Origin of the sequence: Tenacibaculum soleae (assembly GCF_001693415.1) — a bacterium.
Taxonomy (GTDB): Bacteria; Bacteroidota; Bacteroidia; order Flavobacteriales; family Flavobacteriaceae; genus Polaribacter; species Polaribacter soleae.
Window position 1 is genome coordinate 189,944 of sequence record NZ_MAKX01000024.1, and the last position, 25,731, is coordinate 215,674.

Below are 25,731 nucleotides of genomic sequence, written 5' to 3' on the forward strand. Positions count from 1 at the left end.
TAAAATCACTCGAAGTGACACCATATTTCATCGACGTTATATTACCTATTCCGTTAAAAAAAACATTTACGTATTCGGTAAATGAAGCAGAATTTTCATTTCTTAAAAAAGGAATGCGCGTAGCAGTATCTTTCGGAAAAAGTAAAATTTATACCGCTTTGGTGTTTAATATTCATCAAAATGCACCAGAATTATACGAAGCAAAAGATATTCATCAAATTTTAGATGAAAAACCGATTGTAACTGAACCTCAATTAAAGCATTGGCAATGGATTTCTAACTATTATATGTGTTCTTTAGGTGATGTTTATAGAGCTGCATTGCCTTCAGCATTTTTGTTAGAAAGTGAAACTATTATTTATAAAAATGAAACTTTTTCGGATGAAAAAAGTTTAACTGATGAAGAGTTTTTAATTTTTGAAGCCTTACATCATCATTCGCAATTAACCATTCATCAGGTTTCAGATATTTTAGGCAAAAAAACAGTTTTACCAATTATTAATGGTTTAATAAATAAAGAAGCTGCTTTTATTAAAGAAGAAATTTACGAAACATATAAACCTAAGCTGGTTAAATATGTTCGTTTAAATGCAAAATATACCTCAAACGAAACACTACAAAATTTATTAGAGGAACTTTCAAGAGCAAAAAAACAACGAGAAGCGGTATTAGTTTATTTTCAGTTGGCGGTTTCCAAAAAACCGATAAAAGCAAAAGATTTAGAAGAAAAATCAGGGGTTTCATCCGCAGTTTTAAAAGCGTTGGTTAGTAAAGATATTTTTGAGTTTTACGAAATTCAAACAGATCGTATTAATTTTAAGGGAGAAGCGAATCTATTAAAAGAGTTGAATGAATTTCAACAGCAATCTTTCAACGAAATTAAAACTTCTTTCGAAACTCAAAATGTAACCTTATTACATGGTGTTACAGGTTCTGGAAAAACAGAAATATATGTAAAACTGATAAAAGAGGTTATTGCAGAAGGAAAACAAGTGTTGTTTTTACTACCTGAAATAGCTTTAACCACCCAAATAATTACGCGTTTACAACATTATTTTGGAGAATTTATATCGGTATTTCACTCAAAATACTCGATGAATGAGCGTGTAGAAGTTTGGAATAATGTGTTAGAAAACAAACCCAAAGCACAAATAATTTTAGGAGCTAGATCGTCAGGTTTTTTACCTTTTAATAATTTAGGATTAATAGTTGTTGATGAGGAGCACGAAAGTTCGTACAAGCAATTTGAACCCTCGCCACGTTATAATGCTCGTGATGCAGCAGTAGTTTTGGGACATTTACATACAGCAAAAGTTTTATTAGGTTCGGCTACACCATCATTAGAAAGTTATTATAACGCGAAGCAGAACAAGTATGGTTTTGTTGAGTTAACAAGACGTTTTGGAAATATTCAATTACCAAAAATTGAATTGATAGATGTAAAAGAAAAACATCGAAAAAAGGAAATGAAAGGTCATTTTTCTGATCGATTATTAAAAATGATTACCGAGGCTTTAGAAGAAAAGGAACAAGTAATTTTATTCCAAAATCGTCGCGGATTTTCTCCAGTTGTTGAGTGTACCACTTGTGGTGTTTCTCCACAATGCCCAAATTGTGATGTTAGTTTAACATTTCATAAATTCCGCCGAGAATTAAAGTGTCATTACTGCCATTACCAACGTTCAATGCCTAATAGTTGCGGAGCTTGTGGTAGCAATACTTTAGATACCAAAGGTTTTGGAACAGAACAAATAGAGTTAGAATTAAAAGAACTTTTTCCGAAATATAAAATCGGAAGAATGGATTTAGATACGACACGCGGTAAATATGGATATCAAAAAATAATTGGCGCTTTTGAAGCACAAGAGATTGATATTTTAGTGGGTACGCAAATGTTATCGAAAGGATTAGATTTTGAAAACGTATCATTAGTAGGGGTTTTAAGTGCCGATTCTATGCTAAATTTCCCCGATTTTAGGGCGCATGAAAGAGCGTACCAATTAATGGTGCAAGTATCGGGTAGGGCGGGACGCAGTAAAAAACAAGGTAAGGTAGCGATACAAACGTATAATCCGTATCATCAAATTTTACAGCAGGTTTCTACAACAAACTATGCAGAAATGTATAAAGAACAGTTGCAGGAACGCTGGCAATTTCAATATCCGCCTTATTATCGATTGATAAAAATAACCTTAAAACACAAAGACTATAATCGTGTAGAAAACGGTGTAAATTGGTTAGCAAAATCGTTACAAAATGTGTTTCAAGAAAACGTGTTAGGTCCAACAGCTCCAGCAGTTTCCAGAGTTCGGAATTTATATATTAAAAATTTAACGATTAAGATTCCTCCAAAACAATCGTTAGTTAAAACAAAGGAACAGTTACATAAAATTAAAAATACGTTTGAAGCAGTAAAAGATTTTAGACCTATTCGTTTTATTATTGATGTAGATGCTTATTAATAATTGTTTTATAACATTTCTACAAGTTGGATGTTGTTACCACAAGTATCATTAAAAATAGCGTATTTTACAGTTGGTGTTTCGGTTGGTTTTACGCTAAAATCTACATCAAGTTTAGTAAGCCGTTCGTATTCTTTATCAAGATTTTCAACATTAAATTGCGTGTAAGGTATGCCAGCTTCCATTAAAGCGTTTTGATAAGCTTCAGAAGGTTTAAAGTGCAGCGGAGCAGGTTCTAACGATAATTCAGGACCATCTAAAGCATCTTTTGAAACTACAGTTAACCATCTATTCTCTCCACCAACAGGAATATCATGTTTTTTAATAAAACCCAATTTTTCAGTGTAAAAGTTTAAAGCCTTTTCTTGATTTTGAACAGGAATGCTAATTAATGCTATTTTCATTGATATTATTTTTTAAGCTTGTTGTTTATATTAAAAGTTTCTAATGTCAACAACAGCTCCGTTTTGTAATTGATTTTCAGTATCAATTTTATAAATTGTTTCTGCAACAAAATCTGGAGTGTATAAATCGTTGTTTTCTTTTAAATCAACAAAACGTTGTACGCTATTAAAATCAGTTTTACTAGTGTTTCTTATTTGAGATTGCATATTGGTATCTACAACGCCAGGATAAATTGAAACGCACTTTACACCGTTTTCTATTTCAGTTTGTTCAGTAGCAATTGCCTTGGTCATCATATCAATAGCAGCTTTTGATGTGCAATAAATAGCCCAACCTTGATACGGGTTTACCGCTGCGCCAGATGAAATATTAATAATTTGTTTTTTGCAGATTAATTGCTGTGTTAATTTGATAAATAAACCAGATAAAATAAGTGGAGTAGTGGTGTTTAATTGTATGGTTTTAGAAATATCGTTAGCTTTTAAGTTTTCTAAATTTGATATTTCGCCTAAACGGCCTGCATTATTAATTAAAGTAATTGAGGCTATTTTAGGCGTTATAATTTCTTTTAAAAGATGTGTAAAAGTGTTTTCTGTAGCTGTTATGTCTGATAAATCTATGGCAACATCAGTTATGTTTTCTAAACCAGATGATGTTCTTGCTAAAGAGCATACTTTGTATTTTTTAGCAATATATTTTTTAGCCAATGCTTTTCCAATTCCTTTGCTTGCTCCTGTGATTAATATAATATCCATAAAGGTAAAAATACAAAATGAAACATTATTACGAGAAAGAAGAAGGAGGAAATCTTTTTACCAGAGAAGATTAAAAGAACGGTTTAAAGAAAGTTGATTTCTTTATTAATAGAATGATTACTTCACTACGTTGGCAATGATAAAATGTTATCTAAAAAATTCTTTTGATTTTTCCCAATATACATCCATTTCAGTTAAAGACATGTCAGATAAATCTTTACCTTCATTTTTAGCAGCTTTTTCTAAATACTGAAAACGATTAATGAACTTTTTATTTGTTTTTTCTAATGCATTTTCTGGATTTACCTTAATAAAGCGTGCGTAGTTTATCATTGAAAATAATACATCACCAAATTCTTTTTCGATATTTTCTTGGTTTCCCGCTTTAATTTCGTCATTTAGTTCGGTAAGTTCTTCCTGTACTTTTTCCCAAACTTGTTGTGGCTCTTCCCAATCAAAACCAACACCAGCAACTTTATCTTGAATTCTATTTGCTTTAACAAGGGCAGGTAAACTTTTAGGAACTCCTTCTAAAACCGATTTGTTACCTTCTTTGAGCTTTAGTTTTTCCCAGTTTTGCTTAACTTCTTCTTCATTTTTAACTTCAACATCTCCATATATGTGTGGATGACGATCAATTAATTTATCAGAAATTGCATTGGCAACATCGGCAATATCAAAAGCTTGTTTTTCGCTACCTATTTTAGCATAAAAGACGATGTGTAACAACACATCGCCTAATTCTTTTTTTATTTCTTGTAAATCATTGTCTAGAATGGCATCTCCTAGTTCGTAAGTTTCTTCAATTGTTAAATGGCGCAGACTTTCTAAGGTTTGTTTTTTATCCCACGGACACTTTTCACGAAGGTCGTCCATGATATCTAACAAACGGTTAAAGGCGCTTAATTGTTGCTTACGAGTATTCACGGTTTATTCTTTTTCAGTAGTTGTAGCTTCTTCTTGTTTAGTTAAAGCACTAAAATCAAAATCAGATGAAGCTAATGTATTATACCATTGAATTACTTTTTTTATGTTTGAAGCATATACACGCTCTTCGTCATAACCTGGTAAAATTTCACCAAAATAAGCGGTTAATTTAGCAGCACTTTCTTTATGAGAAATAGCTTCTTTACCATCTTCTTTATCAGCAATGTTTTTAAGAACAATTGCTAAAGGTACTTCCTCTTCATAAGTATAAATAGCTATGTTTTCTAATAAACTTACATTGTGTGTAGCGGTAATAGGAAAACGTTTTCCGTCTACAATCGATTTTACGATTACACCTGTTTTAGTTTGTGATAAGATTTGAAATAATCCTGGTTTACCAGTAACGGCAATAATTTTGTTAAATTCCATATTATAATATTTTTAATGTCTTGATAGACTATTTTCTTTTAACTTTAGGAAAACGCATTCTGTAACCTGCGTTAACTTTTCCTTTAGCTATGTTTTCTAATTTCTTTTTAATTAATCGTTTTTTTAATGAAGATAATTTATCGGTAAACAAAACTCCATCAATATGATCGTATTCGTGTTGAAAAACACGTGCTGCCAATCCGCCTAAAACTTCGGTATGACTTTCAAAATTTTCATCTTGATATTCAATCGTAATTGTTTCTTGACGAAAAACATCTTCACGCACATCAGGTATACTTAAACACCCTTCGTTAAAAGCCCATTCATCACCTTCTTCTTTAATAATTTTAGCATTGATAAATACACGATTAAAGTTTTTTAACACCTCTCTATCTTCTTCAGATAAATCTTCATCATCGGCAAAAGGAGAAGCATCAATTAAAAACAAACGAATGTCTTTTCCTATTTGTGGTGCTGCTAATCCTACACCTTGTGCGTTATACATTGTTTCTTTCATATCGGCAATTAATTTTTCTAACTGCGGATAGTCTTTATCGATTTCTTTTCCTACTTTACGTAATACGGGATCTCCGTAAGCAACAATGGGTAAAATCATGTTTTTAAATTTTTTAAGGAATGCGAAAATACAAAGAATCGTTTTGCAATAAAATTATTTGTTATATAAATATGACTGTAAAATAATTGTAGCACTAATTTCATCAACCAAAGCTTTGTTTTGACGTTGTTTTTTATTTAAACCACTATCAATCATTGTTTGAAAAGCCATTTTAGAGGTAAAACGTTCATCTTCACGCTTTATAGGAATGTTTGGAATTGATTTACTTAGTTTTTGTAAAAAAGGAATAATTAAAGTTTCACTTTCGCTATCAGAATTATCCATTTGTTTAGGTTTACCAATAATAAATAACTCAACGTTTTCTTTTTTAACATAATCTTTTAAAAAAGGAATTAGTTCTTTAGTTGTAATTGTTGTTAATCCAGAAGCAATAATTTGTAATTCATCAGTAACAGCAATTCCTGTTCTTTTTTTTCCGAAATCAATGGCTAATACTCTTCCCAAGTGTGTTGTTTTTTAGCAAAAATAAGCATTTTAAACAATGATAATACATCTGTTTAAAAAATGTATCTTCGCATTATATTGAGATAGAGATTTTATATTTGTAGAAAATTTAAAAGATGACAGAATTACAATCTATTATAGAAAAAGCATGGGATAACCGTGATTTATTACAAGAAGAGACTACTATAAACAGCATTAGAAAAGTTGTTGATTTATTAGATGCAGGAGAATTACGAGTAGCTGAGCCTACCGAAAATGGGTGGCAAGTAAACGAATGGGTTAAAAAAGCAGTTGTATTGTATTTTCCAATTCAGAAAATGGAAACTTTAGAAGCTGGTATTTTTGAGTATCATGATAAAATTCCGTTAAAAAGAAATTTTAAAGAAAAAGGTATTCGTGTAGTACCAAATGCCGTAGCACGTCATGGAGCATACATTTCGGCAGGAACAATTTTAATGCCTAGTTATGTAAATATAGGTGCTTATGTAGATGAAGGTACTATGGTTGATACATGGGCAACAGTTGGTTCTTGTGCTCAAATAGGTAAAAATGTACATTTATCTGGTGGAGTAGGAATTGGTGGTGTTCTAGAGCCATTACAAGCAGCTCCAGTAATTATTGAAGATGGTGCTTTTATAGGTTCTCGTTGTATCGTTGTAGAAGGTGTTAAGGTAGAAAAGGAAGCTGTTTTAGGAGCAAATGTTGTATTAACAATGAGTACAAAAATTATTGATGTTACTGGTGATACACCTGTTGAAACGAAAGGAGTTGTTCCTGCTCGTTCAGTTGTAATTCCAGGTAGTTATACTAAAAAATTTGCTGCAGGTGAGTACCAAGTACCATGTGCACTAATTATTGGTAAACGTAAAGAAAGTACTAATAAGAAAACTTCGTTAAATGATGCTCTTAGAGAGTATGATGTAGCGGTGTAATAAGTTATATAAGAGGATGAATAAAAAGGTACGATATTTTAAATCGTACCTTTTTTATTTTCTTCATATAGTTTTCTAAGTTTGGCATATTTCATATAAGAAAAGAATGCTTGCATCATAGAAAATGTTATTCCATCTAAACCATGAAAAATCCCTTTTTTTAGAATATAACATCGAATAAAAGACCATATTCCGTGAGTAATAGGCGTAAAGAAGTTAACTTTTTTATTTTGTTCAAAATATTCTTCTGATTGCCAGGTAGTGTATAAATTATATTTACCTATAATCTGATGAAAGTCTTTCCATCCATAATGTAATAAATGTAATTTTGTTGTTTTTAAATTTGTAGCTTGTATACTTTGATGAACCTTGGTTGTAGCTGGTTTTGCAGTTTGTTTATTAAAAAAACGACAAGTATATGAAGGGTACCAACCAGCAAAATTAATAGGTTGCTTTTTTAAGAAATTTTTTCTTCTAAAATTATAAGCATCATAAGGTTCTTTTAAATAATCTTTACTCTTAATAAATTGATAACTGTCTTCATCTAAACGCTCATCAGCATCTAAATTTAAGATCCAGTCGTTTTTACAAAATTGTAACCCGTGTACTCTTTGTAATCCATCACCTAAAAATTCTTGAGAGTATACTTTTGCTCCCATAGATTCTGCAATTTCAATAGTTTTATCTTTACTAAAAGAATCAATAATAATAATTTCATCACAAACTCTATTTAAAGAAATTATACAGTCTTTAATGTTTGACTCTTCATTAAAAGTAATTACTAACCCGCTTATGTTCATAAATATTATTGTAATTTTGTGTGGTCAAAAATACAATTATATAAATGATTCCAAAAATTATTCACTTCTGTTGGTATGGAAAAGGAGAGTACAACGAAACAATAAAGAAATGCATAGCTTCTTGGGAAGAAAAGTTACCTGATTATACAATTAAAAGATGGGATGAAACAAATACACCGTTTGATAAACTTCCTTTTCTAAGATTGCTTTACAAGCAAAAAAAATGGTCTTTTATTACCGATTATGTTCGGTTATATGCTTTGTATAAAGAAGGAGGAGTTTATATGGATACAGATATAGAGATGTTAAAAAGATTTGATGAGTTACATAAAGAAGAAGCTTTTACAGGTTTTCAAACAGATATGATTTCTTCTCCTTTTCCTGTAGCAGCTGGTATTATTGGAGCAAAAAAAGGTAATTCTTTTATATTGGATTGTATTAAAGAAACGGAAAAGAAGCAACGTTTGAAATTTAATGGAATGGGAGGGCCTCCTATTTTAACAAAAGTATTAAAAGATTATGGTTTGAAAGTATATAAAACGCAAACTATAAAAGATGTATTAGTATTGGATAAAAAATATTTTTACCCATTTTATATTACTGAAAAGTTTACAGAAACTTGTATTAAACCTGAAACAATTTGTATTCATTGGTGGCAAGATTCTTGGGGTAATAAGAAAAAAGGAGGGACGTATATTTTAGATAGTTTAAGTAGAAAATTACAAAAATTGCCGCTAATTTTGTTAAATAGGATAAGATTTAATTTTTTTAAAAAAAGTTTTTATCTAATAAATAATTTATAAGATAAATAAAAAAACACTTTTTAATATACATATATGTTTTTATCTATTGTTATTCCTGTTTATAATACGCCTATAGCTTTTTTAAGTGAATGTATTGAAAGTTTAGATCACATTCCATTGTCAATTGCTTACGAAGTCATAATTGTAAATGATGAATCTACAAATGAAGATACACTAAATTATTTATCAAATTTAGATAAAAAAAAGTATCATATAATTTATAAAAAAAATGGAGGACCAGGCTCGGCTAGAAATGTAGGAATTAAAAAAGCGAAAGGAGAATATATTTTTCCTTTAGATGCTGATGATATACTAAATGGCGATTTTAGTTTATTTGTTACTTACCTTAAAGAAAACGATAGTGTAGATGTATTGTATGGAGATTTATTATATTTTGGAGATGTAAATAAAGTAGAAAAAAATCATGAATTTAATAAGATAGCATTATGGTTTGAAAATAACATAGTACCTATGTGTTCTTTTGTTAGAAGAAGCCTTTGGGAAAAAGTTGAAGGATTTGATGAGAACTTAAAGACTTTTGAAGATTATGATTTTTGGATTCAATGCGCTGTTAAGGGAGGAGAATTTAAATATTTACCGATGTCTACTTATAAATACCGCGTTATTGATGACGGAGCTTCACGATATCAAAATACAAGAGAGTTGCATAAAAAATATTTTAAAATTATTAGAGATAGAGTACCTGTAAAGGAAATTACTTTTTTAGGTTTAATAAAATTTATGAAAGGATATTATTTAAAAAAAAGAAAAAAGAAAGATTCTTTTTTTACAAAAGTTATTAATTATGTCCGTACTTTTCTCAAAACAATAGAAATTTTAAAAAGAATTAGTTTATCTCTTTTTAGGAGAGTTTAAATTATAATAGATTATTTTCATTAAGCTTTTTACTAGATATTAATTATTTTTAAGTAGATTTTATATTATAAGAGAAGAAAATACTTGAAAATAAATAAGGATTTAATCTTTAAGATATTAAATATATTTATAAGATGTAGCTAGAAGAATAATGTATATACTTAAAAGTATTATTATTTTAAATGGTATGATTTGGTCTTTTAATATCATTTTAATTACTGTATAATATATAGTAGATTTGCGAAAAAGATAAAAAAACAATTTATGCGCTTTAAACTCCCTAATTATTTAAGATTTTTATTCATAAACATTTTTTGTTTGTTTGGATTTCTATTCTTATTAAGAATAATTTTTTACTTTTTATTTATAAGTGATTTAACTATAAATTCAGATGAAATTAACAAATCTCTTTTTTTAGGATTGCGTTTTGATTTAAAGTTGGCTATAATTGCATTTATACCATTAGCTTTATTTTACATATTAGTAAGGAATTTTTTTAAAAAAGGAATTTTCAAAAATATATATATAGTATATACAACTGTCATATATATAATACTATTAGCATTTTATCTATTTGATTATGGGCATTATGCTTATTTAGATTTACGCTTAAATGCTAATGCTCTGCGTTTTTTAGGTAATTTAAATATCTCAACTCAATTTGTTTTTGATACATATCCGGTATATAAAGGGGCTATTGGTTTTATTATATTCATTTATATAATAATAAAAATTAATAATTTTATTTATCAAGCTTTTAAGAAAAGAGATTTTATATCCTCAAAAAAAAGTAAAATAGTATTTTCAATAATAACAACACTTCTTTTAGCTTTTGGTATTTTTAGTAGTGTGCAGCATTACCCATTACGTTGGAGCCAGGCTTTTTTTTCAAAAAATAAAAGTGTAAATCAATTTACTTTAAATCCTGTATTGTACTTTTTTGATAGCTTTAAATTTAGAAACGAAAGTTATGATATAAACGAAACAAAAAAATATGCTGGAGTAATTAATAAACATTTAGGAATACCATCTGATAGTTTACTATTTAAAAAGAGTTTTACTTTTTCAGATAGCCTTAAAGTAAAAAAGCCTAATGTGGTTTTTGTAATGTTAGAATCCCTAGGAAATGCTTCATTGGGATATTACGGAAACCCACTTAAAGTTACTCCAACAATAGATAGCCTATTAAATAATAGTGTTAATTTTACGAATCATTATGTACCTAAGGTATCAACGGCAGCATCAGTTTTTGGGAGTATTACGGGATTACCTGATGTTGTTAATGTACGTACAGCTTCAAGAAACCCAATGATTATAAACCAACGTGTTTTATTTGATCAGTTTAAAGGTTATAAGAAGCTATATTTTATTGGAGGAAGTGCAAATTGGGCTAATATACGTGCGGTTTTCCAGTCTAATATAAAAGGATTAAAAATTTATGAAGAAGGAGCTTATAAGCATGAAGATAGAGCCGATGTTTGGGGAATAGATGATTATGATTTATTTAAAGAGTCTAATAAAGAGCTTGAAGAATTACACAAAAAAGAAGAACCTTTTGTTGCTTTTATACAAACAGCCACTAATCACCAACCATTTACAGTACCAGAAAAAAGAGATAGTTTTGTACCTATAAAAGAAATTGATGAATCAGTATTAAAAGAAGCAGGCTCGCGTACTTTAGCTCAAGTAAATGGTATTCGTTATTTAGATTTTAACATAAAACGATTTTTAGAAAGAGCAAAGAAATCAGGTTATCATGATAATACCATATTTGTTTTTTTTGGTGATCATCAAGATCATCAGATGGGAGTAGGCTTAGTAAAACATTACAAACCAACTGAAAGTAAATTAGGCGTTTTAACACATAATGTACCTTTGTTTATACATGCTCCTAAATTACTAAAGCCAAGAGTATTTACTAAACACATGAACTTAGTAGACATGTTTCCAACAACAATGGCGTTAGCAAAAATTAATTATACAAACTATACTTTAGGTGTTAATGTTTTAGATACAATACCACGTACTAATTTTTCTTTTATATACAGATATTTAAACGGAGAACCTGCCTCTGGGGTTGTTCAGGATTCGTTATTTTATTATCAAACGGTTTTAAGCAAAAAGTCAAAATTAATAAACCTTAATGATACAAGTTTAAATGATATAAGTGACAAACATCCAAATAAAAATAAAGAAATGGATAGTTTATTAAATGCCTTTTATCAGAGTACAAAATATCTTTATTTTAACAATAAAAAATAATTAATTTCTGATGTTTAAAAACATTCTTAAAAAATTAAATGCAGGAAAAATTATTTTGTACCCAACAGATACTGTTTGGGGAATAGGATGTGATGCTACAAATGAAGCAGCTGTAAAAAACATCTATCAACTAAAAGAAAGAGAAGAGTCTAAAAGCCTTATAATTTTAGTTTCTTCAATAGATATGTTAAAGGAATATGTTTTAGAAATTCCTGATGAAGCTATTAAAATTTTAAATAGATTTAAAAAGCCAACAACTATAATATATAATAATCCGATAAGGTTGGCTAAAAATACTATTGCTTCTGATAATTCAATAGCTATTAGAATACCTAAAGATGAGTTTTGTATTGAAATGATTGAAAGATTTGGTAAACCTATTGTTTCTACATCGGCAAACGTAAGTGGAGAACCAACACCCAAATCGTTTTCAGAAATAAGTAAAGCTATTTTAAATAATGTTGATTATACAGTACCTTTACATCAAAATAGAATTAATAAAAAGTCGTCTACTATTTTAAAAATTGAAGATGATCAAATAAAGGTTATTAGAGAATAATTAAATGCAAGAACAATATTTTAAAGAAGCAATTTCTGCTGAAATATTTCAATATATAAGTAAAGCAGCCGAAGAATTACAATTAGAAAGTTATGTGATTGGAGGTTTTGTACGAGATTTTATTTTACAAAGAGGTACCGCAAAAGATATTGATGTAGTTGCTATTGGTAGTGGAATTGAGTTGGCTGAAAAAGTAGCTTCTTTGTTACCAAACAAACCAAAAGTTCAAGTTTTTAAAACGTACGGAACAGCAATGTTACGTTTTAAAGAGATTGAAATAGAGTTTGTAGGGGCTCGTAAAGAATCTTATAAAGAAAATAGTAGGAATCCAGAAGTGAAGTCAGGGACTTTACAAGATGATCAAAATAGGCGTGATTTTACAATAAACGCATTAGCTTTAAGTTTAAATAAAGACAATTTCGGGCTATTACTAGATCCTTTTAATGGAATAGCTGATTTACAAGCTAAAATTATAAAAACACCGTTAGATCCAGATATTACCTATTCTGATGATCCTTTGCGAATGATGAGAGCCATTCGTTTTGCTACGCAATTAAACTTTAAAATAGAAGCAGAGTCGTTAAGTGCCATTGCTAAAAATGCAAAAAGAATCGATATTATTACCAAGGAAAGAATAATCGTTGAGTTGAATAAGATTTTAGAAGCCAAAAAGCCTTCAATTGGTTTTTTACTTTTAGAAGAAACAGGGTTATTAAATAGAATTATTCCTGAATTAATTGCATTAAAAGGAGTAGAGGAAGTTGAAGGTCAAAAGCATAAAGATAATTTTTATCACACCTTAGAGGTTGTTGATAATATAGCTGTAAACACTGAGGATGTTTGGCTACGTTGGGCAGCTTTATTACACGATATAGGTAAAGCACCTACAAAACGTTATCATAAAAAACAAGGATGGACGTTTCATGCACATGAGTTTGTAGGTTCTAAAATGGTATTTAAATTATTTAAACGCTTAAAAATGCCCTTAAATAATAAAATGAAATTTGTTCAAAAAATGGTCATGTTAAGTTCACGACCAATTGTGTTAGCAAGTGATGTAACAGATTCGGCTGTTCGTAGATTAGTTTTTGATGCTGGTGATGATGTAGATTCTTTAATGACTTTATGTGAAGCTGATATTACAACCAAAAACGCTAAGAAATTTAATCGTTACCATAAAAACTTTGAACTTGTTCGTAAAAAAATTAAAGAAGTAGAAGAGCGAGATAAAGTGCGTAATTTTCAACCACCAATTACAGGAGAGGAAATAATGAAAGCTTTTAATTTAACCCCATGTAGAGAAATAGGAGTAATAAAAGAAGCTATAAAAGAAGCTATTTTAGAGGGCGAAATAGCTAATGAACATGAGGTTTGTTATGAGTATATGCTAACTAAGGGGCAACAATTAGGATTAAAAAAATAAATCAATAAAAAAGGGAAGTTTTAAAACTTCCCTTTTTTATTATGTTAATGACTGCATGGAAACTAACTTAAAATATTCTCCTTTTTTGGCAAGTAATTCATCATGTTTACCTTGTTCAACTATCTTCCCTTTTTTCATTACAACAATTAAGTCAGCGTTTTGAATTGTTGATAAACGATGTGCAATAACTAAAGAAGTTCTGTTTTTCATCATTTTTTCTAAGGCTTGTTGAACCAATTGCTCAGATTCAGTGTCTAAAGCTGAAGTTGCTTCATCTAACACCATTATAGGAGGGTTTTTTAAAACCGCACGAGCAATAGATAAACGTTGCTGTTGACCTCCTGAAAGAGAGTTACCTCCATCACCTATATTAGTATCATATTGATTTGGTAAATCTTTTATAAATTCATGTGCATTTGCAATTTTAGCAGCCTCTAATATAGTTTTGTCAATCGGGCTATCAATACCTAATGTTAAATTATTTTTAACAGAATCATTAAATAAAATAGATTGTTGTGTAACAATTCCCATTAACCCTCTTAACGATTTTTTAGACATTTCTTTAATATCTACTCCATCAATTTCTATAATACCATCATTTACATCATAAAATCGAGTAATAAGGTTTGCTAAAGTAGATTTACCACTTCCAGATTGTCCTACTAATGCTACAGTTTCCCCTTTTTTTATTGTTAGGGAAAAGTTTTTTAGTACATAATCATCTAAATATTTAAATGATATATTTTTAAAGGTGATTGCATTATCAAAGCTGTTTTTAATAAGAGCATTTTCTTTATCAATAATAGTGTTTTTAGTTTCTAAGATTTCTAAAACCCTCTGAGCTGATGCATCGCCTTTTTGAATACCTGAATAAGCTGTTGCTATGGCTTTTGCTGGGTTTAATACTAAATAAAATAAACCAATGTATCCAAAAAAGTCTTGTGGTTTCATTGTTCCTTCTCCGGTTAAAACCAATTTACCTCCAAACCATAAAATAGCTATAATGGTAGTTACTCCTAAAAACTCGCTTGTTGGAGAAGCTAAGGTTTTTCTATGAATAACTTTTGTCATCAAACTAGAATAGTTTTTTGTAGATTTTTTAAATTTTTTATCAATTTTATTTTCAGCATTAAAACCTTTAATAACTTTTAATCCAGTCAAAGTTTCTTCAATAAATGATAAAAAAAAGCCATTTTCTTGTTGTGCCAGTAACGAATTTGCTTTTAATTTTTTGCTAATTGATGATATTATAAAACCCGAAACAGGTAATAAAATAAAAACAAAAAGAGTTAATTCTGCACTAATAGCAAACATAGATGCTAATGTAAAAACTATGGTTAAAGGTTCTCTTACAATTGTTTCTAACGAAGTTAAAAAAGAGTATTCTATTTCAGTGACATCAGATGTCATTCTAGAAATAGTATCACCTTTTCTCTTTTCTGAAAAATAAGAAATAGGTAATTCTAAAATTTTAGCGTATAAACTATCACGTAAATCTTTTACAACACCATTTCTTAAAAAAGCTAATACATATGATGCGAAATATCTAAATAGATTTTTAAAGAAAAATAAAATAAATGATAGCATACAAATAAACAGTAAAGCTGTTTCAATACCACCACTTTCAATCATTTGAGTAACTTTAAAGTTTAAAGAACCTTGCACGTAATCTGAAATAGAGGAAAGACCAGTGTATTTGGGCTGTGTAAATGTTTTTTCTGTTTTTCCGAATAAAATACCTAACACAGGAATAAATCCTAAGACAGATAACACATTAAAAATAGCATATAGGATATTAAAAAGAACATTTAATAGTGCGTATTTACGATAAGGTTTAGCGTACGCTAATATTTTTTTAAAATAATTCATTTAAAAGTTAAGTTCTTTTATAATTCTTTGAATTTTTATATCTAATTCTTTTTCGATAGCAACAGCATTATCAATTGCGTCTAATTTTGATTTTACACTAAAATAAAACTTAATTTTAGGTTCTGTTCCACTAGGACGAGCCGCAATTTTAGTTCCATCTTCAGTTTGATATATTAAAACGTTAGATTTTGGAAGATCTATAACCATTTTTTCACCAGTAATTAGATTCTTTTTAATAGATGATTGATAGTCATATAAAAATTCCACCTTAGCGTTATCTATTTCAGTAAACGGATTGTTACGTAAATCAACCATCATTTGTTTAATTTGCGCAGCACCATCCATTCCTTTTTTTACAATAGCAATTAAATGTTCTTTATAAAAATGATGACGGGTGTATAAGTTTAATAATTCGTTGTAAAACAAACTTTTATTTGCTTTTGAATGCGCAGCAATTTCACAAGCCAATAGGGCAGCGGTAACCGCGTCTTTATCGCGAACAAAATCACTAACCATGTATCCAAAACTTTCTTCACCACCACCAATAAAATTTAGTTCAGGGTGGTCTTTAATCATTTTAGCAATCCATTTAAAACCAGTTAAACCAACTTTTGTTTCAACTCCATATGATGCTGCAATTTCATTTACTAAATTCGTAGATACGATGGTAGATCCTACAAACTGTTTACCATTTAATTTTCCTTTATTTTTCCAATCATTAATTAAAAAGTCGGTCATCATACTCATGGTTTGATTTCCGTTTAATAATTTCATATTGCCTTCTAAATCACGAACAGCAATACCAATTCTGTCCGAATCTGGATCGGTACCAATAACAATGTCAGCATCAATTTTATTTGCCAACTCAACTGCCATTTTTAAAGCTGCTGGTTCTTCTGGATTTGGAGATTTTACCGTTGGGAAACTTCCGTTAGGCGCTTCTTGTTCCTTTACAATATGAACTTGCGTGTAACCAGCACGTTTTAAAACTTCTGGAATTAATTTAATAGCTGTTCCGTGTAAATTAGTAAAAACAATTTTTAAATTTTCACGCCCTTTTACATCAAAAGTTCCGTTTTTAATAGATGCTTGCCAAAAGGCCTCATCTACTTCTTTACCAATTAATTCAATTAAGTTTTCTTGTGCCTCAAATTTAATTTCAGAAAAAGCTAATGAATTTACTTCGTTTATAATTTTTGTATCATGTGGTGGTACAATTTGCCCTCCGTCATTCCAATATACTTTGTAACCGTTATATTCTGGCGGATTATGAGAAGCTGTTAAAACAATACCAACATCGCAACCTAAATGATTTACCGCAAATGATAACTCGGGAGTAGGACGTAGGTCTTCAAAAAGAAATACCTTAATATTATTAGCAGAAAACACATCGGCAACTACTTTTGATAACCATTTACTATCGTGACGACAGTCGTAACCAATGGCAACTTTTATTTCTTTATTAGGATAAGTTTGATGTAAATAATTACTTAAACCTTGTGTTGCTTTACCTAAAGTATATTTATTAATTCGGTTGGTTCCTGCACCTACAATTCCGCGCATTCCTCCTGTACCAAATTCTAAATTTTTATAAAAACGATCTGCTAAATCATCAGAATTAGTATCGATTAATTGTTGAATTTCATTTTTGGTTTCTGTATCAAATGTATCAGATAACCATAATTTTGCTTTGTTTAAAATCTCTTTCATTTGTCAAATTAAAACGTACAAAGATACGCGTTTTATAAATTTAGTTTTTGTTTGATTTTATAATGTTTTTGTTGTGGATTACTTTTAATAATTAATTCTCCTAAAAAACCTGCCAAAAACAATAAAGTTCCTAAAACCATTGAGGTTAAAGCAATATAAAACCAAGGATTACTGGTTACTAAGATGGTTTTTATTCCGGTTGATAATCGGTATATTTTCATAGCTCCAATAAAAAAAGCAGCAAAGAAACCGAAGATAAACATTAAGCTACCCCAAAGGCCAAAAAAATGCATTGGTCGTTTGCCAAATTTTGATAAAAATGAAATAGTAATTAAATCTAAAAAACCGTTTACAAAGCGATCCATTCCAAATTTTGTAACGCCGTATTTTCTTGCTTGATGTTGTACTACTTTTTCGCCAATAATATTAAAGCCTTCGTTTTTTGCTAAAACAGGAATGTAACGATGCATTTCGCCACTTACTTTTACGGTTTTAACAACTTCATTTTTATAAGCTTTTAATCCGCAGTTAAAATCATGTAATTTTAAACCAGATGTTTTACGAGCAGCCCAATTAAATAATTTTGAAGGAATGTTTTTAGTTACCACATTGTCATAACGTTTCTTTTTCCATCCAGAAATTAAATCGAAGTTTTCGTTAATTATTAAATTGTATAATTCAGGAATTTCATCAGGACTGTCTTGTAAGTCGGCATCCATAGTAATTACAACTGCTCCTTTAGCTAAATTAAAACCAGCATCTAATGCTTGTGATTTACCGTAGTTACGTTGAAAACGAATCCCTTTTACAGCACTGTTTTTTGTTGATAATTGCTCAATTACTTGCCAAGAAGTATCGGTGCTACCATCATCAATAAATATTATTTCATATAAATAACGATTGGATTGCATAACGTTTGCAATCCAATCATGTAATTCTTGTAAAGATTCATCTTCGTTAAGAAGTGGTATTACTACCGATATATCCATATTATAGGTGCAAAATTTAAAAAAGGTAAAGTTACAAAGTCTTTTGTAAACTTTATAGCTTTACCTTTTTAAAGTATTCTTAATATTGATCTTCTTCTGTTTTTTTCATGATTGCGCCTCCGATAGCAGAAATAATAAAACCAAAAAATGCTGAAACAACAATTGATACAGGTATTGTAATTGCTGGGCCTCCAAATTTTTTAGCCATTTCTTCAGATGCTTCAATCTGCTCGTCATTCATGCCAGCATCTAACCAAGCTTGTTTTTGAATTTCCATCATTTGTGCTTCAAAACCAGGTTCAATTACATTGATAAATATTAAAGTGTAAACAGCACTAATAACAGCACTAAATACGGCAATTCCTACACCTACTTTTAAAGCTTCTCCAAAAGTTAAAAAACCTCCAGTATTAGCTTTAAATTTTTTAATACCTAAAATGATTAAGGCAATCATGGCCACAAAACCTAAAACACCGGTTATCCATTGAAATTTAATTAAGTTACCTGTTGCATAAAATATTAAATGAATGAATATGCCGATTAAACCTAAGTATAATCCATAATTTAAAATAATGTTTTTACTGTTTGCTTGATTTTCCATTGTTTGAGTTTAGTTAGTTAACAAATATATTATTTTGTTTTCGAATCGGGTTGTTGTAAAAAAAAGATTCTTAACAATAGGTTAGTATTCAAAGAGTTAAAAAAGTTACAAAAAAAAGCTTTTTTTTTTCATTGTTTTTATCAAAAAAGGCTGTAAATTTGCAGCGGCAAGTTCTACACAACTAGCTCCCTTTGAATCCCCCAGGGTGGGAACGCAGCAAGGGTATTAGGTTGTAGCAGTGTGATGTAGGTAGCTTGCCATTTTTTGTACCCAATAGTTTCGTAAAACTATTTACTTTTCTTGTTTTTTATCATCATTTAAATTAATATCACTTCTTGGGTGATGTAATTCTACTACTTCTTTCAAATAGCTAGTATCTAAATGTACATAAATCTCAGTAGTTGTAATACTTTCATGTCCTAGTAATTGTTGTATCACTCGTAAATCGGCACCGTGTTTTAATAAATAAGTAGCAAAAGAGTGTCGTAATGTGTGTGGACCAATATTTTTTTTAAGATTTATTTTTATAGCCAATTCTTTTAAAATAATAAAAATCATCTGACGGGTTAAACGTTTGCCACGTCTGTTTAAAAAAACAATATCTTCATCATCCTTTTTTGGGGTTATTTTAGAGCGAATATCATAAATATAGAAGTTTAAATAATTAATGGTGGTTTTATGAATAGGTACAAAACGGAATTTATTCCCCTTTCCTAAAATACGTATGTAACCATCATCAAAAAATAAATCAGATAATTGTAGGTTTATTAATTCACTAACACGCAAACCACAACTAAAAATAGTTTCGACAATTGTTTTGTTTCGTTCGCCTTGCGGATGACTTAAATCGATGGCAGCAATTAAAGCATCAACTTCTTCTTTTTCTAACGTATCTGGTAGTTTTCTGGTAATATTAGGACTTTCAATTAAATCGGTAGGGTTGTCTTGGCGATAGTCTTCAAAAATCAAATAATCAAAAAAACTTCGCAAGCCTGAAATTAAACGTGCTTGACTTCTGGGGTTTATTGTTTTACTACTTTCATAAATAAAGGTTTGAATAATGTCAGAAGATATATTTATTGGAGCATATTTTTTTTTAAGAGTATCAATAAATAAAACGAGTTTTTTAATATCTCTATGATAACTATCAATAGAGTTTTTAGAGAGCCCTCTTTCTATTTTTAAATAATTAATATAATCGTATGTTGCTTGTTTCCAGTTCAAACCGTAATAATTTAAAATATACCCAAAATTGGGTATATTTAGTTTTCTGATTTTTTTTTTCAAAAATAAGCTTTAATTTGCAGGAACAATTAAACAGAACATAAATTAAAATTATGAAAAAATTATTATTTTTAGTAGCAGTAGTTGCAGCATCATTTACTGCAAATGCACAAGGACAATTTAATGCAGGTGTTAATTTAGGTTTACCAGTAGGTGATGCTTCAGATACGTCTTCATTTGCTTTTGGAATTGAAGCGAATTATTTATTTGAAGTTTCTGACGAATTTAAAGTAGGCCCAACAGCATCTTACGTACATTTTTTAGGAAAAGACGGTCTTGATGCACCTTCTTTCTTACCTTTAGGAGGGGCTGCAAGATACAGTGTGTCTGACGAGTTTGTTGTAGGAGCTGATTTAGGTTTAGCTTTAGGTATGGCTAACGCATCAGGATCATCATTTTTTTATAGACCAATGGTAGGTTATAACATCAGTGAAACAATGATGGTACAAGCTTCATATATGGGTATGTCGGTAGATTCAGGTTTAGGAGGTTCTTCAACATTTGCGACTTTTAGTGCAGGACTAATGTTTGCATTATAAAAAAAATAAGATATAATAAGTTAAAGGGAGCAATATTGCTCCCTTTTTTTATGTTTTAAAATTAAAAAACAATAATTTTATTTATAAGTTTTTGATAATTTGATGCTTAGGTTTTTTGTGTGTGTTTAGCTTATATTTATTTTATAAAAAGTGTTGTGTAGTATAAAAATAGGCCTATTTTTGCAGCTCAAATTTATAAAATAAAAATTTAAAGGATTATGAAAAAATTATTATTAGTTGCTATGATGGCATTTGGTATTGCTGTTAACGCACAAGAAGGACAACTTAATGTAGGGGGTACAATTGGTTTACCAGTAGGTGACGCAAGTGAATCTAATGTTACTGGAGCAATTGAAGCTAACTATTTATTTACTGTTTCTGAAGGATTTAAAGTAGGGCCATCTGTATCTTATTTACACTTTCAATCAGAAGGAGCTGATGGTGCTTTTTTACCTTTAGCTGTTGCTGGTCGTTATGATGTATCTGATAAATTCGTAGTTGGTGCTGATTTAGGATATGGAATTGGAGTAAGACCTTCTGGTTATACTCAAGATGGTTTTTACTATAGAGCTTTAGTAGGATATAAAGCAACAGAAAAAATTACAATTCATGTTGATTATTCAGCTGTTTCTCTAGATAATTCTAGTCCAGCTGCTATCGGTTTAGGTGGAACTTATTCTTTCACTTTATAGTAAGAAGCTACGATTATAATTATATATAAAAGTGCTGTTATAGAAATATAGCAGTACTTTTTTTTGTATATAATTCTAGCGAAAAAACAATAATAATAAAAGGTAATTTATTTTAGTAATATAAGTTTGTTATACTTTAAAAAGATATTTATTTTTCTGGACATTTTAAAAATTAAAATTATGAAAAAAGTATTATTAGTAATTACAATAATTACAGCAGGATTTACAGTAAATGCTCAAGATGTAAAATTTGGAGTAAAAGCAGGTTTAAATATTGCTAATGTATCTGGAGAAGGTATAGAAAATAACGATGCAAGAACATCTTTTCATGTTGGAGCTGTTGCAGAAATTGAAATTTCTGAAAAGTTTACGATTCAACCTGAATTAGTGTATTCAGCTCAAGGTGCTAAAACTAAAGAAGATAATGTAGATGTGACTATGAAATTAGATTATTTAAACGTTCCTGTTATGGCTAAATACTACGTAGCTGAAAGTTTTAGTTTAGAAGTTGGACCTCAAATAGGTTTTTTATTGTCTGCAAAAGCTAAAGCAGAACAAGGGGGTCAATCTCAAGAAGCAGATATTAAAGATGAAGCTAAAATAAAAAGTGTTGATTTTGGTTTAAACTTTGGTGCTGGTTATAAATTAGAAAATGGTTTAAATTTTGGAGTTCGTTATAATTTAGGTTTATCTAAAGTTTCTGATATTCCAGATTCTACTGGAAAGAATGGAACTTTTCAAGTATCTGTTGGGTATTTTTTCTAAATTAATTATATAAAAAATAAAAAAAGGGAAGCAAAACGCTTCCCTTTTTTTATTTTTACATTATAAATATACCAAATGAAAAAACTAATAATTATAAACGGTCCAAACTTAAATTTATTAGGCATACGCGAGCCTGAAATTTATGGGAGCAATTCTTTTAAAGACTTTTTTAATGAATTAAAAAAAAATTATAATACTATTGAGTTACATTATTATCAATCTAATATTGAAGGTGAAATTATTAATAAATTACATGAAGTAGGTTTTAATTTTGATGGTATAATTTTAAATGCAGCTGCTTACACACATACATCTGTTGGTATTGCAGATGCTGTTAAAGGTATTGAAACTCCTGTAATTGAAGTGCATATTTCAAATGTACATTCGCGTGAAGATTTTCGTCATGTAAGTTATATTGCTCCCAATGCAAAAGGTGTAATCACAGGTTTTGGTTTGCAAAGTTATGAATTAGCGATTCAGAGTTTTTTGTAAAAACCAATATCTAATACTTAGTAAAATTAATAGCGGAATTAAGGTTATTGAAAATAACTGAGTTGCTGTAATCCAAATAATAATGGCTATTATTAAAAAAAGGTGTAATACCAAACAATATTTAGCAATCCAATTGGGCGTATTTTTTTTAAATAAAAAGAAAGCAACAACTATATTAGGTAAAAATGCCCATAAGAAATTAAAATTATTAGGAGCGGTAGAATGATTGGTGTAAAACCATAAATAAACAATTAAAAGTCCTATGATACCTGTTGTAAAAAATAGTGTAAAATCGAGTAATTTAGTTCTTGTTTTGTTTTTATAATCTTTATAAGTAATATATAACCCAAATAAAGATAATAGTGAGAGTATTAAAAATGGCGAAAAAGAATCTCTTTTTGAGTCTTTTTCTTCAAAATCTAATAAAATACTTGTTTTTGAGACTAAATTTACTTTTTTTCCTTCTTTTAAAATCTTAGAGTTTTTTAAAGCTTTAAAAACATAGTCAGGTAAATATAAATATTCGTTTGCTGTTGCTATTTGGTCTAATCTGTTTCCTAAGGCAACATTAATACCCAAGCTTCCCCAAGTATTGGGATGAATTTCTTTATTCATCAATTGTCTTAAAGATAAATTTTTAGTAACAAAATCATCATTAAAAATTAAATTAGTGCCTACTACTTTTTTTATAATATCACGAGGTTTTGTGGCACAATTATCAAAAAAAGGATCGTATAAATATCCAGCATTTTTTGGTAGAGCATTTGTTTCTAAAATAGTAAAAAACTGTTGTTTCTGTTGTTGTGTTAAATTTAAAACTTGTTCTTTTACCCAGCGTTTATCTTGTTGATTACTTTTTAAAGCTAAGTAAAAAGGATATTTAGCCAACATATATTTCATATAACCTTTGGTAAAATCGGCATAAAAAGTAGGGTTGTCAAAATCAAAAATCCCGTAATTATAAATTAAATCTAATTGTAAGGCAGCATCCTTAACACGAATAGCAGTATGTCCAAATTTTTCATATAAAACTTCACCAGGACCAGAGGTGATAATACTTATTTGCGAAGCTGCGGATAATTTTTTTGTCGTAACTATTTGCGAAAAAATAATTTGATAACAAAAAAGTGTTATCAAAAAAGGAATGGTCTTTTTCATCATAATTTATAATGTATAAATGCTTTCAAATATCATAATTAAGAATGATTTAAAATATTTTCTTTTATAAAATGTGTAATATTTTTTTCTATCCATTTTTCTTGATCACTAAATGAACTTATAAAGCCAACGTGACCACCATAATTTGGAGTTAATAAATGAAATTTTGAAGAGTTTTCAGCTTCATCAAAAGGATAACATTCCTTTGATAAAAAACTATCATCTAATGAATTTATGAGTAATGTGGGTGCTTTTATTTTTGGTATATAAGGTTTAGAGCTTGCTTTTTGCCAATAATCTTCTGAGTTTTTAAAACCAAATACAGGAACGGTATATTGTTTTTCTAAATGACGAAATTTTGTAGCTTTAAATAACAGTTCTTTGTTTAAATTAAAATCAGGGAATTTATCTGCTTTTTCAAGCATTTTAAGTTTGATAGATTTTATAAATTCATTCAAATAAATTTTATTTTTTAGTTTTATTAGTTCTGCTTGCGAACTTGTTAAATCAATAGGAACAGAAATTGCAATTCCACCTTTAACTTGGGTAGGAATATCATTGTATTCACCTAAGTATTTTAACGTTAAATTTCCACCTAAGCTAAAACCGACAATGATAATATTTTGATAATTATAATTAGCAATAAGATGTTTAATAATAAAATCAACATCATCTGTTTTGCCGCTATGATAGGTTTTTAAAAGTAAATTGTCTTCACCACTACAACTGCGTAAATTCATAGAAACGGTGTCAAATCCATCTTTATTTAAATAATTAGATGTTGTAATCATATAATTAGAGTACGCGCTGCCCTCTAAACCATGAATTAATAAAACTAAAGAACTTGATCCTACTATTGAAAGATCTAAATCGATAAAATCAGCATCCCAAGTTGTAACTCTTTTGCGTTTATAATTAATAGTATCTTTCATAAATAAAGGACGATACATTGTATTAAAATGCGCATTTTTAAAGGGTAAACTAGGATTAAAATCCGAAGCAAGAATAGGCATGTTTTTTAGTTTATATCAAGTGTAAACAAATATGATAAAAAAAAAGTAAAAGCTAAAACTGATAAAAGGATTTCTTATTTTCGCTGTAAATATTGAAACTGATGAAAAAACATATTCCAAATTTATTAACACTAGGAAATTTATTATGTGGTACGATAGCCACCATTTTTGCTATTAAAGGAGATTTTGTAGGAACCGCTATTTTAGTAATAACAGGAATTGTTTTTGATTTTTTTGATGGTTTTGCAGCAAGAATGTTAAATGTTCAAGGAGAATTAGGAAAACAATTAGATAGTTTAGCAGATATGGTAACCAGCGGGGTAGTGCCTGGTATTGTAATGTTGCAGTTAATAATAAGTGCTTTAAATGTTGATGCCGCAAGTTATTTTGGAATCGATATGTACGGTGCAACTGGGAGTAATTTACCTTATATTGGTTTGTTACTAACTTTAGGTGCTTGTTATAGATTAGCTAATTTTAATATTGATACACGTCAGTCAGATTCTTTTATAGGTATTCCAACACCAGCAATGACTTTGTTTGTAATTTCGTTACCGCTAATTATTGAATTTTCAAAGCAATCATTTTTTATTGATTTAATAAATAATCAATATTTTTTAATAGCGATTACGTTTATATTAACTTTTTTAATGAATGCTGAAGTACCATTGTTTGCCTTAAAGTTTAAAACTTTTGGAGTTAAAGAAAATGCGTTAAAATATATTTTTTTAGCGTTATCTGTGGTGTTATTAGTGTTTTTAAAATTTGTAGCTGTACCTTTAATAATAGTATTATATGTAATAATGTCGGTAATTAATAATTTGAAAAAAGCATAAATTGTATTTTAAGTCATATAAAAAAAGGAGCTTAAAAGCTCCTTTTTTTTATGATTTAATAGTAAAGTT

General features: G+C 29.2%; 26 protein-coding genes and 1 other RNA gene. 13 read left to right on the plus strand and 14 right to left on the minus strand.

Annotation, left to right across the window (positions count from 1 at the left end; genetic code table 11):
• Positions 1-14: 14 nt before the first annotated feature.
• Complete coding sequence (gene priA, locus BA195_RS11940) at positions 15-2,462, plus strand: replication restart helicase PriA (RefSeq protein ID WP_176714998.1); 2,448 nt, start codon at positions 15-17, stop codon at positions 2,460-2,462.
• Between the two features lie 8 nt (positions 2,463-2,470).
• On the opposite strand, the gene BA195_RS11945 is transcribed toward priA, so the two are convergent.
• The 6 genes from BA195_RS11945 to ruvX all read right to left on the minus strand — a co-directional run bounded on the left by BA195_RS11945 (position 2,471) and on the right by ruvX (position 6,059).
• Complete coding sequence (locus BA195_RS11945) at positions 2,471-2,866, minus strand: VOC family protein (protein WP_068705781.1); 396 nt, start codon at positions 2,864-2,866, stop codon at positions 2,471-2,473.
• A 30-nt stretch (positions 2,867-2,896) separates the two neighbouring features.
• Complete coding sequence (locus tag BA195_RS11950) at positions 2,897-3,622, minus strand: SDR family NAD(P)-dependent oxidoreductase (RefSeq protein WP_068705783.1); 726 nt, start codon at positions 3,620-3,622, stop codon at positions 2,897-2,899.
• Positions 3,623-3,769: 147 nt separating this feature from the next.
• On the minus strand, positions 3,770-4,549 hold the full coding sequence (gene mazG, locus BA195_RS11955) for a nucleoside triphosphate pyrophosphohydrolase (RefSeq protein WP_068705784.1): 780 nt from the start codon (positions 4,547-4,549) through the stop codon (positions 3,770-3,772).
• 3 nt (positions 4,550-4,552) lie between these two features.
• Positions 4,553-4,978 carry a DUF5606 family protein gene (locus BA195_RS11960; RefSeq protein WP_068705785.1) on the minus strand — a complete coding sequence of 142 codons (426 nt, stop codon included), beginning with the start codon at positions 4,976-4,978 and terminating at the stop codon, positions 4,553-4,555.
• Positions 4,979-5,006: 28 nt separating this feature from the next.
• Complete coding sequence (gene def / locus BA195_RS11965; RefSeq protein WP_068705786.1) at positions 5,007-5,594, minus strand: peptide deformylase; 588 nt, start codon at positions 5,592-5,594, stop codon at positions 5,007-5,009.
• A 54-nt stretch (positions 5,595-5,648) separates the two neighbouring features.
• Positions 5,649-6,059 carry a Holliday junction resolvase RuvX gene (ruvX, locus tag BA195_RS11970; RefSeq protein ID WP_068705787.1) on the minus strand — a complete coding sequence of 137 codons (411 nt, stop codon included), beginning with the start codon at positions 6,057-6,059 and terminating at the stop codon, positions 5,649-5,651.
• Between the two features lie 116 nt (positions 6,060-6,175).
• On the opposite strand from ruvX, the gene BA195_RS11975 reads away from it, so the two are divergent.
• Entirely contained in the window at positions 6,176-6,991 is an 816-nt protein-coding gene (locus tag BA195_RS11975; RefSeq protein WP_068705788.1) for a 2,3,4,5-tetrahydropyridine-2,6-dicarboxylate N-succinyltransferase, read from the plus strand.
• Between the two features lie 38 nt (positions 6,992-7,029).
• Here the strand turns inward: BA195_RS11975 and BA195_RS11980 are convergent, their stop codons facing one another.
• Positions 7,030-7,791 (minus strand): glycosyltransferase family 2 protein, encoded by a 762-nt coding sequence (locus BA195_RS11980; RefSeq protein ID WP_068705790.1) that lies wholly within the window; start codon positions 7,789-7,791, stop codon positions 7,030-7,032.
• A gap of 44 nt (positions 7,792-7,835) precedes the next feature.
• Between BA195_RS11980 and BA195_RS11985 the strand changes: the two genes are divergently transcribed.
• The 5 genes from BA195_RS11985 to BA195_RS12005 all read left to right on the plus strand — a co-directional run bounded on the left by BA195_RS11985 (position 7,836) and on the right by BA195_RS12005 (position 13,714).
• On the plus strand, positions 7,836-8,594 hold the full coding sequence (locus BA195_RS11985) for a glycosyltransferase family 32 protein (RefSeq protein ID WP_068705792.1): 759 nt from the start codon (positions 7,836-7,838) through the stop codon (positions 8,592-8,594).
• A gap of 33 nt (positions 8,595-8,627) precedes the next feature.
• A complete protein-coding gene (locus BA195_RS11990) occupies positions 8,628-9,470 on the plus strand; it encodes a glycosyltransferase (RefSeq protein WP_068705794.1) in 843 nt (280 codons plus the stop codon).
• Between the two features lie 264 nt (positions 9,471-9,734).
• Positions 9,735-11,732 (plus strand): LTA synthase family protein, encoded by a 1,998-nt coding sequence (locus BA195_RS11995; RefSeq protein ID WP_068705795.1) that lies wholly within the window; start codon positions 9,735-9,737, stop codon positions 11,730-11,732.
• Between the two features lie 10 nt (positions 11,733-11,742).
• Positions 11,743-12,291, plus strand: a complete 549-nt coding sequence (locus BA195_RS12000; protein WP_068705796.1) for an L-threonylcarbamoyladenylate synthase — start codon at positions 11,743-11,745, stop codon at positions 12,289-12,291.
• Positions 12,292-12,295: 4 nt separating this feature from the next.
• The gene (locus tag BA195_RS12005) at positions 12,296-13,714 is read left to right on the plus strand and encodes a CCA tRNA nucleotidyltransferase (RefSeq protein WP_068705801.1); all 1,419 of its coding nucleotides are present in this window, start codon (positions 12,296-12,298) and stop codon (positions 13,712-13,714) included.
• A gap of 39 nt (positions 13,715-13,753) precedes the next feature.
• Here the strand turns inward: BA195_RS12005 and BA195_RS12010 are convergent, their stop codons facing one another.
• From BA195_RS12010 to BA195_RS12025, 4 genes are all read right to left on the minus strand, one after another.
• Positions 13,754-15,583, minus strand: coding sequence for an ABC transporter ATP-binding protein (locus BA195_RS12010; RefSeq protein WP_068705802.1), 1,830 nt, complete (start codon positions 15,581-15,583; stop codon positions 13,754-13,756).
• The gene (locus BA195_RS12015; RefSeq protein ID WP_068705803.1) at positions 15,584-17,293 is read right to left on the minus strand and encodes a phospho-sugar mutase; all 1,710 of its coding nucleotides are present in this window, start codon (positions 17,291-17,293) and stop codon (positions 15,584-15,586) included. It abuts the gene before it with no gap.
• Between the two features lie 32 nt (positions 17,294-17,325).
• Positions 17,326-18,282 carry a glycosyltransferase family 2 protein gene (locus BA195_RS12020; protein WP_068705805.1) on the minus strand — a complete coding sequence of 319 codons (957 nt, stop codon included), beginning with the start codon at positions 18,280-18,282 and terminating at the stop codon, positions 17,326-17,328.
• 79 nt (positions 18,283-18,361) lie between these two features.
• The gene (locus BA195_RS12025) at positions 18,362-18,883 is read right to left on the minus strand and encodes a DUF4199 domain-containing protein (protein WP_068705806.1); all 522 of its coding nucleotides are present in this window, start codon (positions 18,881-18,883) and stop codon (positions 18,362-18,364) included.
• A gap of 164 nt (positions 18,884-19,047) precedes the next feature.
• Here BA195_RS12025 and ffs point away from each other — a divergent pair.
• Positions 19,048-19,146: signal recognition particle sRNA small type (gene ffs / locus BA195_RS12030), an RNA gene on the plus strand.
• 28 nt (positions 19,147-19,174) lie between these two features.
• Here the strand turns inward: ffs and BA195_RS12035 are convergent.
• The gene (locus tag BA195_RS12035; RefSeq protein ID WP_068705808.1) at positions 19,175-20,107 is read right to left on the minus strand and encodes a tyrosine recombinase; all 933 of its coding nucleotides are present in this window, start codon (positions 20,105-20,107) and stop codon (positions 19,175-19,177) included.
• Between the two features lie 113 nt (positions 20,108-20,220).
• On the opposite strand from BA195_RS12035, the gene BA195_RS12040 reads away from it, so the two are divergent.
• From BA195_RS12040 to aroQ, 4 genes are all read left to right on the plus strand, one after another.
• Complete coding sequence (locus BA195_RS12040) at positions 20,221-20,706, plus strand: outer membrane beta-barrel protein (RefSeq protein WP_068705809.1); 486 nt, start codon at positions 20,221-20,223, stop codon at positions 20,704-20,706.
• A gap of 218 nt (positions 20,707-20,924) precedes the next feature.
• Positions 20,925-21,398 (plus strand): outer membrane beta-barrel protein, encoded by a 474-nt coding sequence (locus tag BA195_RS12045; protein ID WP_068705810.1) that lies wholly within the window; start codon positions 20,925-20,927, stop codon positions 21,396-21,398.
• A gap of 180 nt (positions 21,399-21,578) precedes the next feature.
• Entirely contained in the window at positions 21,579-22,163 is a 585-nt protein-coding gene (locus tag BA195_RS12050; protein WP_068705812.1) for a porin family protein, read from the plus strand.
• Positions 22,164-22,238: 75 nt separating this feature from the next.
• Positions 22,239-22,655, plus strand: a complete 417-nt coding sequence (gene aroQ / locus BA195_RS12055) for a type II 3-dehydroquinate dehydratase (protein ID WP_068705814.1) — start codon at positions 22,239-22,241, stop codon at positions 22,653-22,655.
• On the opposite strand, the gene BA195_RS12060 is transcribed toward aroQ, so the two are convergent.
• Complete coding sequence (locus tag BA195_RS12060; RefSeq protein WP_068705815.1) at positions 22,632-23,816, minus strand: lipoprotein N-acyltransferase Lnb domain-containing protein; 1,185 nt, start codon at positions 23,814-23,816, stop codon at positions 22,632-22,634. The genes aroQ and BA195_RS12060 overlap by 24 nt on opposite strands.
• A 35-nt stretch (positions 23,817-23,851) precedes the next feature.
• Positions 23,852-24,826 carry a YheT family hydrolase gene (locus BA195_RS12065; RefSeq protein ID WP_068705817.1) on the minus strand — a complete coding sequence of 325 codons (975 nt, stop codon included), beginning with the start codon at positions 24,824-24,826 and terminating at the stop codon, positions 23,852-23,854.
• Between the two features lie 101 nt (positions 24,827-24,927).
• Here BA195_RS12065 and BA195_RS12070 point away from each other — a divergent pair, with 101 nt between their 5' ends.
• The gene (locus tag BA195_RS12070; protein ID WP_068705821.1) at positions 24,928-25,662 is read left to right on the plus strand and encodes a CDP-alcohol phosphatidyltransferase family protein; all 735 of its coding nucleotides are present in this window, start codon (positions 24,928-24,930) and stop codon (positions 25,660-25,662) included.
• Positions 25,663-25,731: the final 69 nt, after the last annotated feature.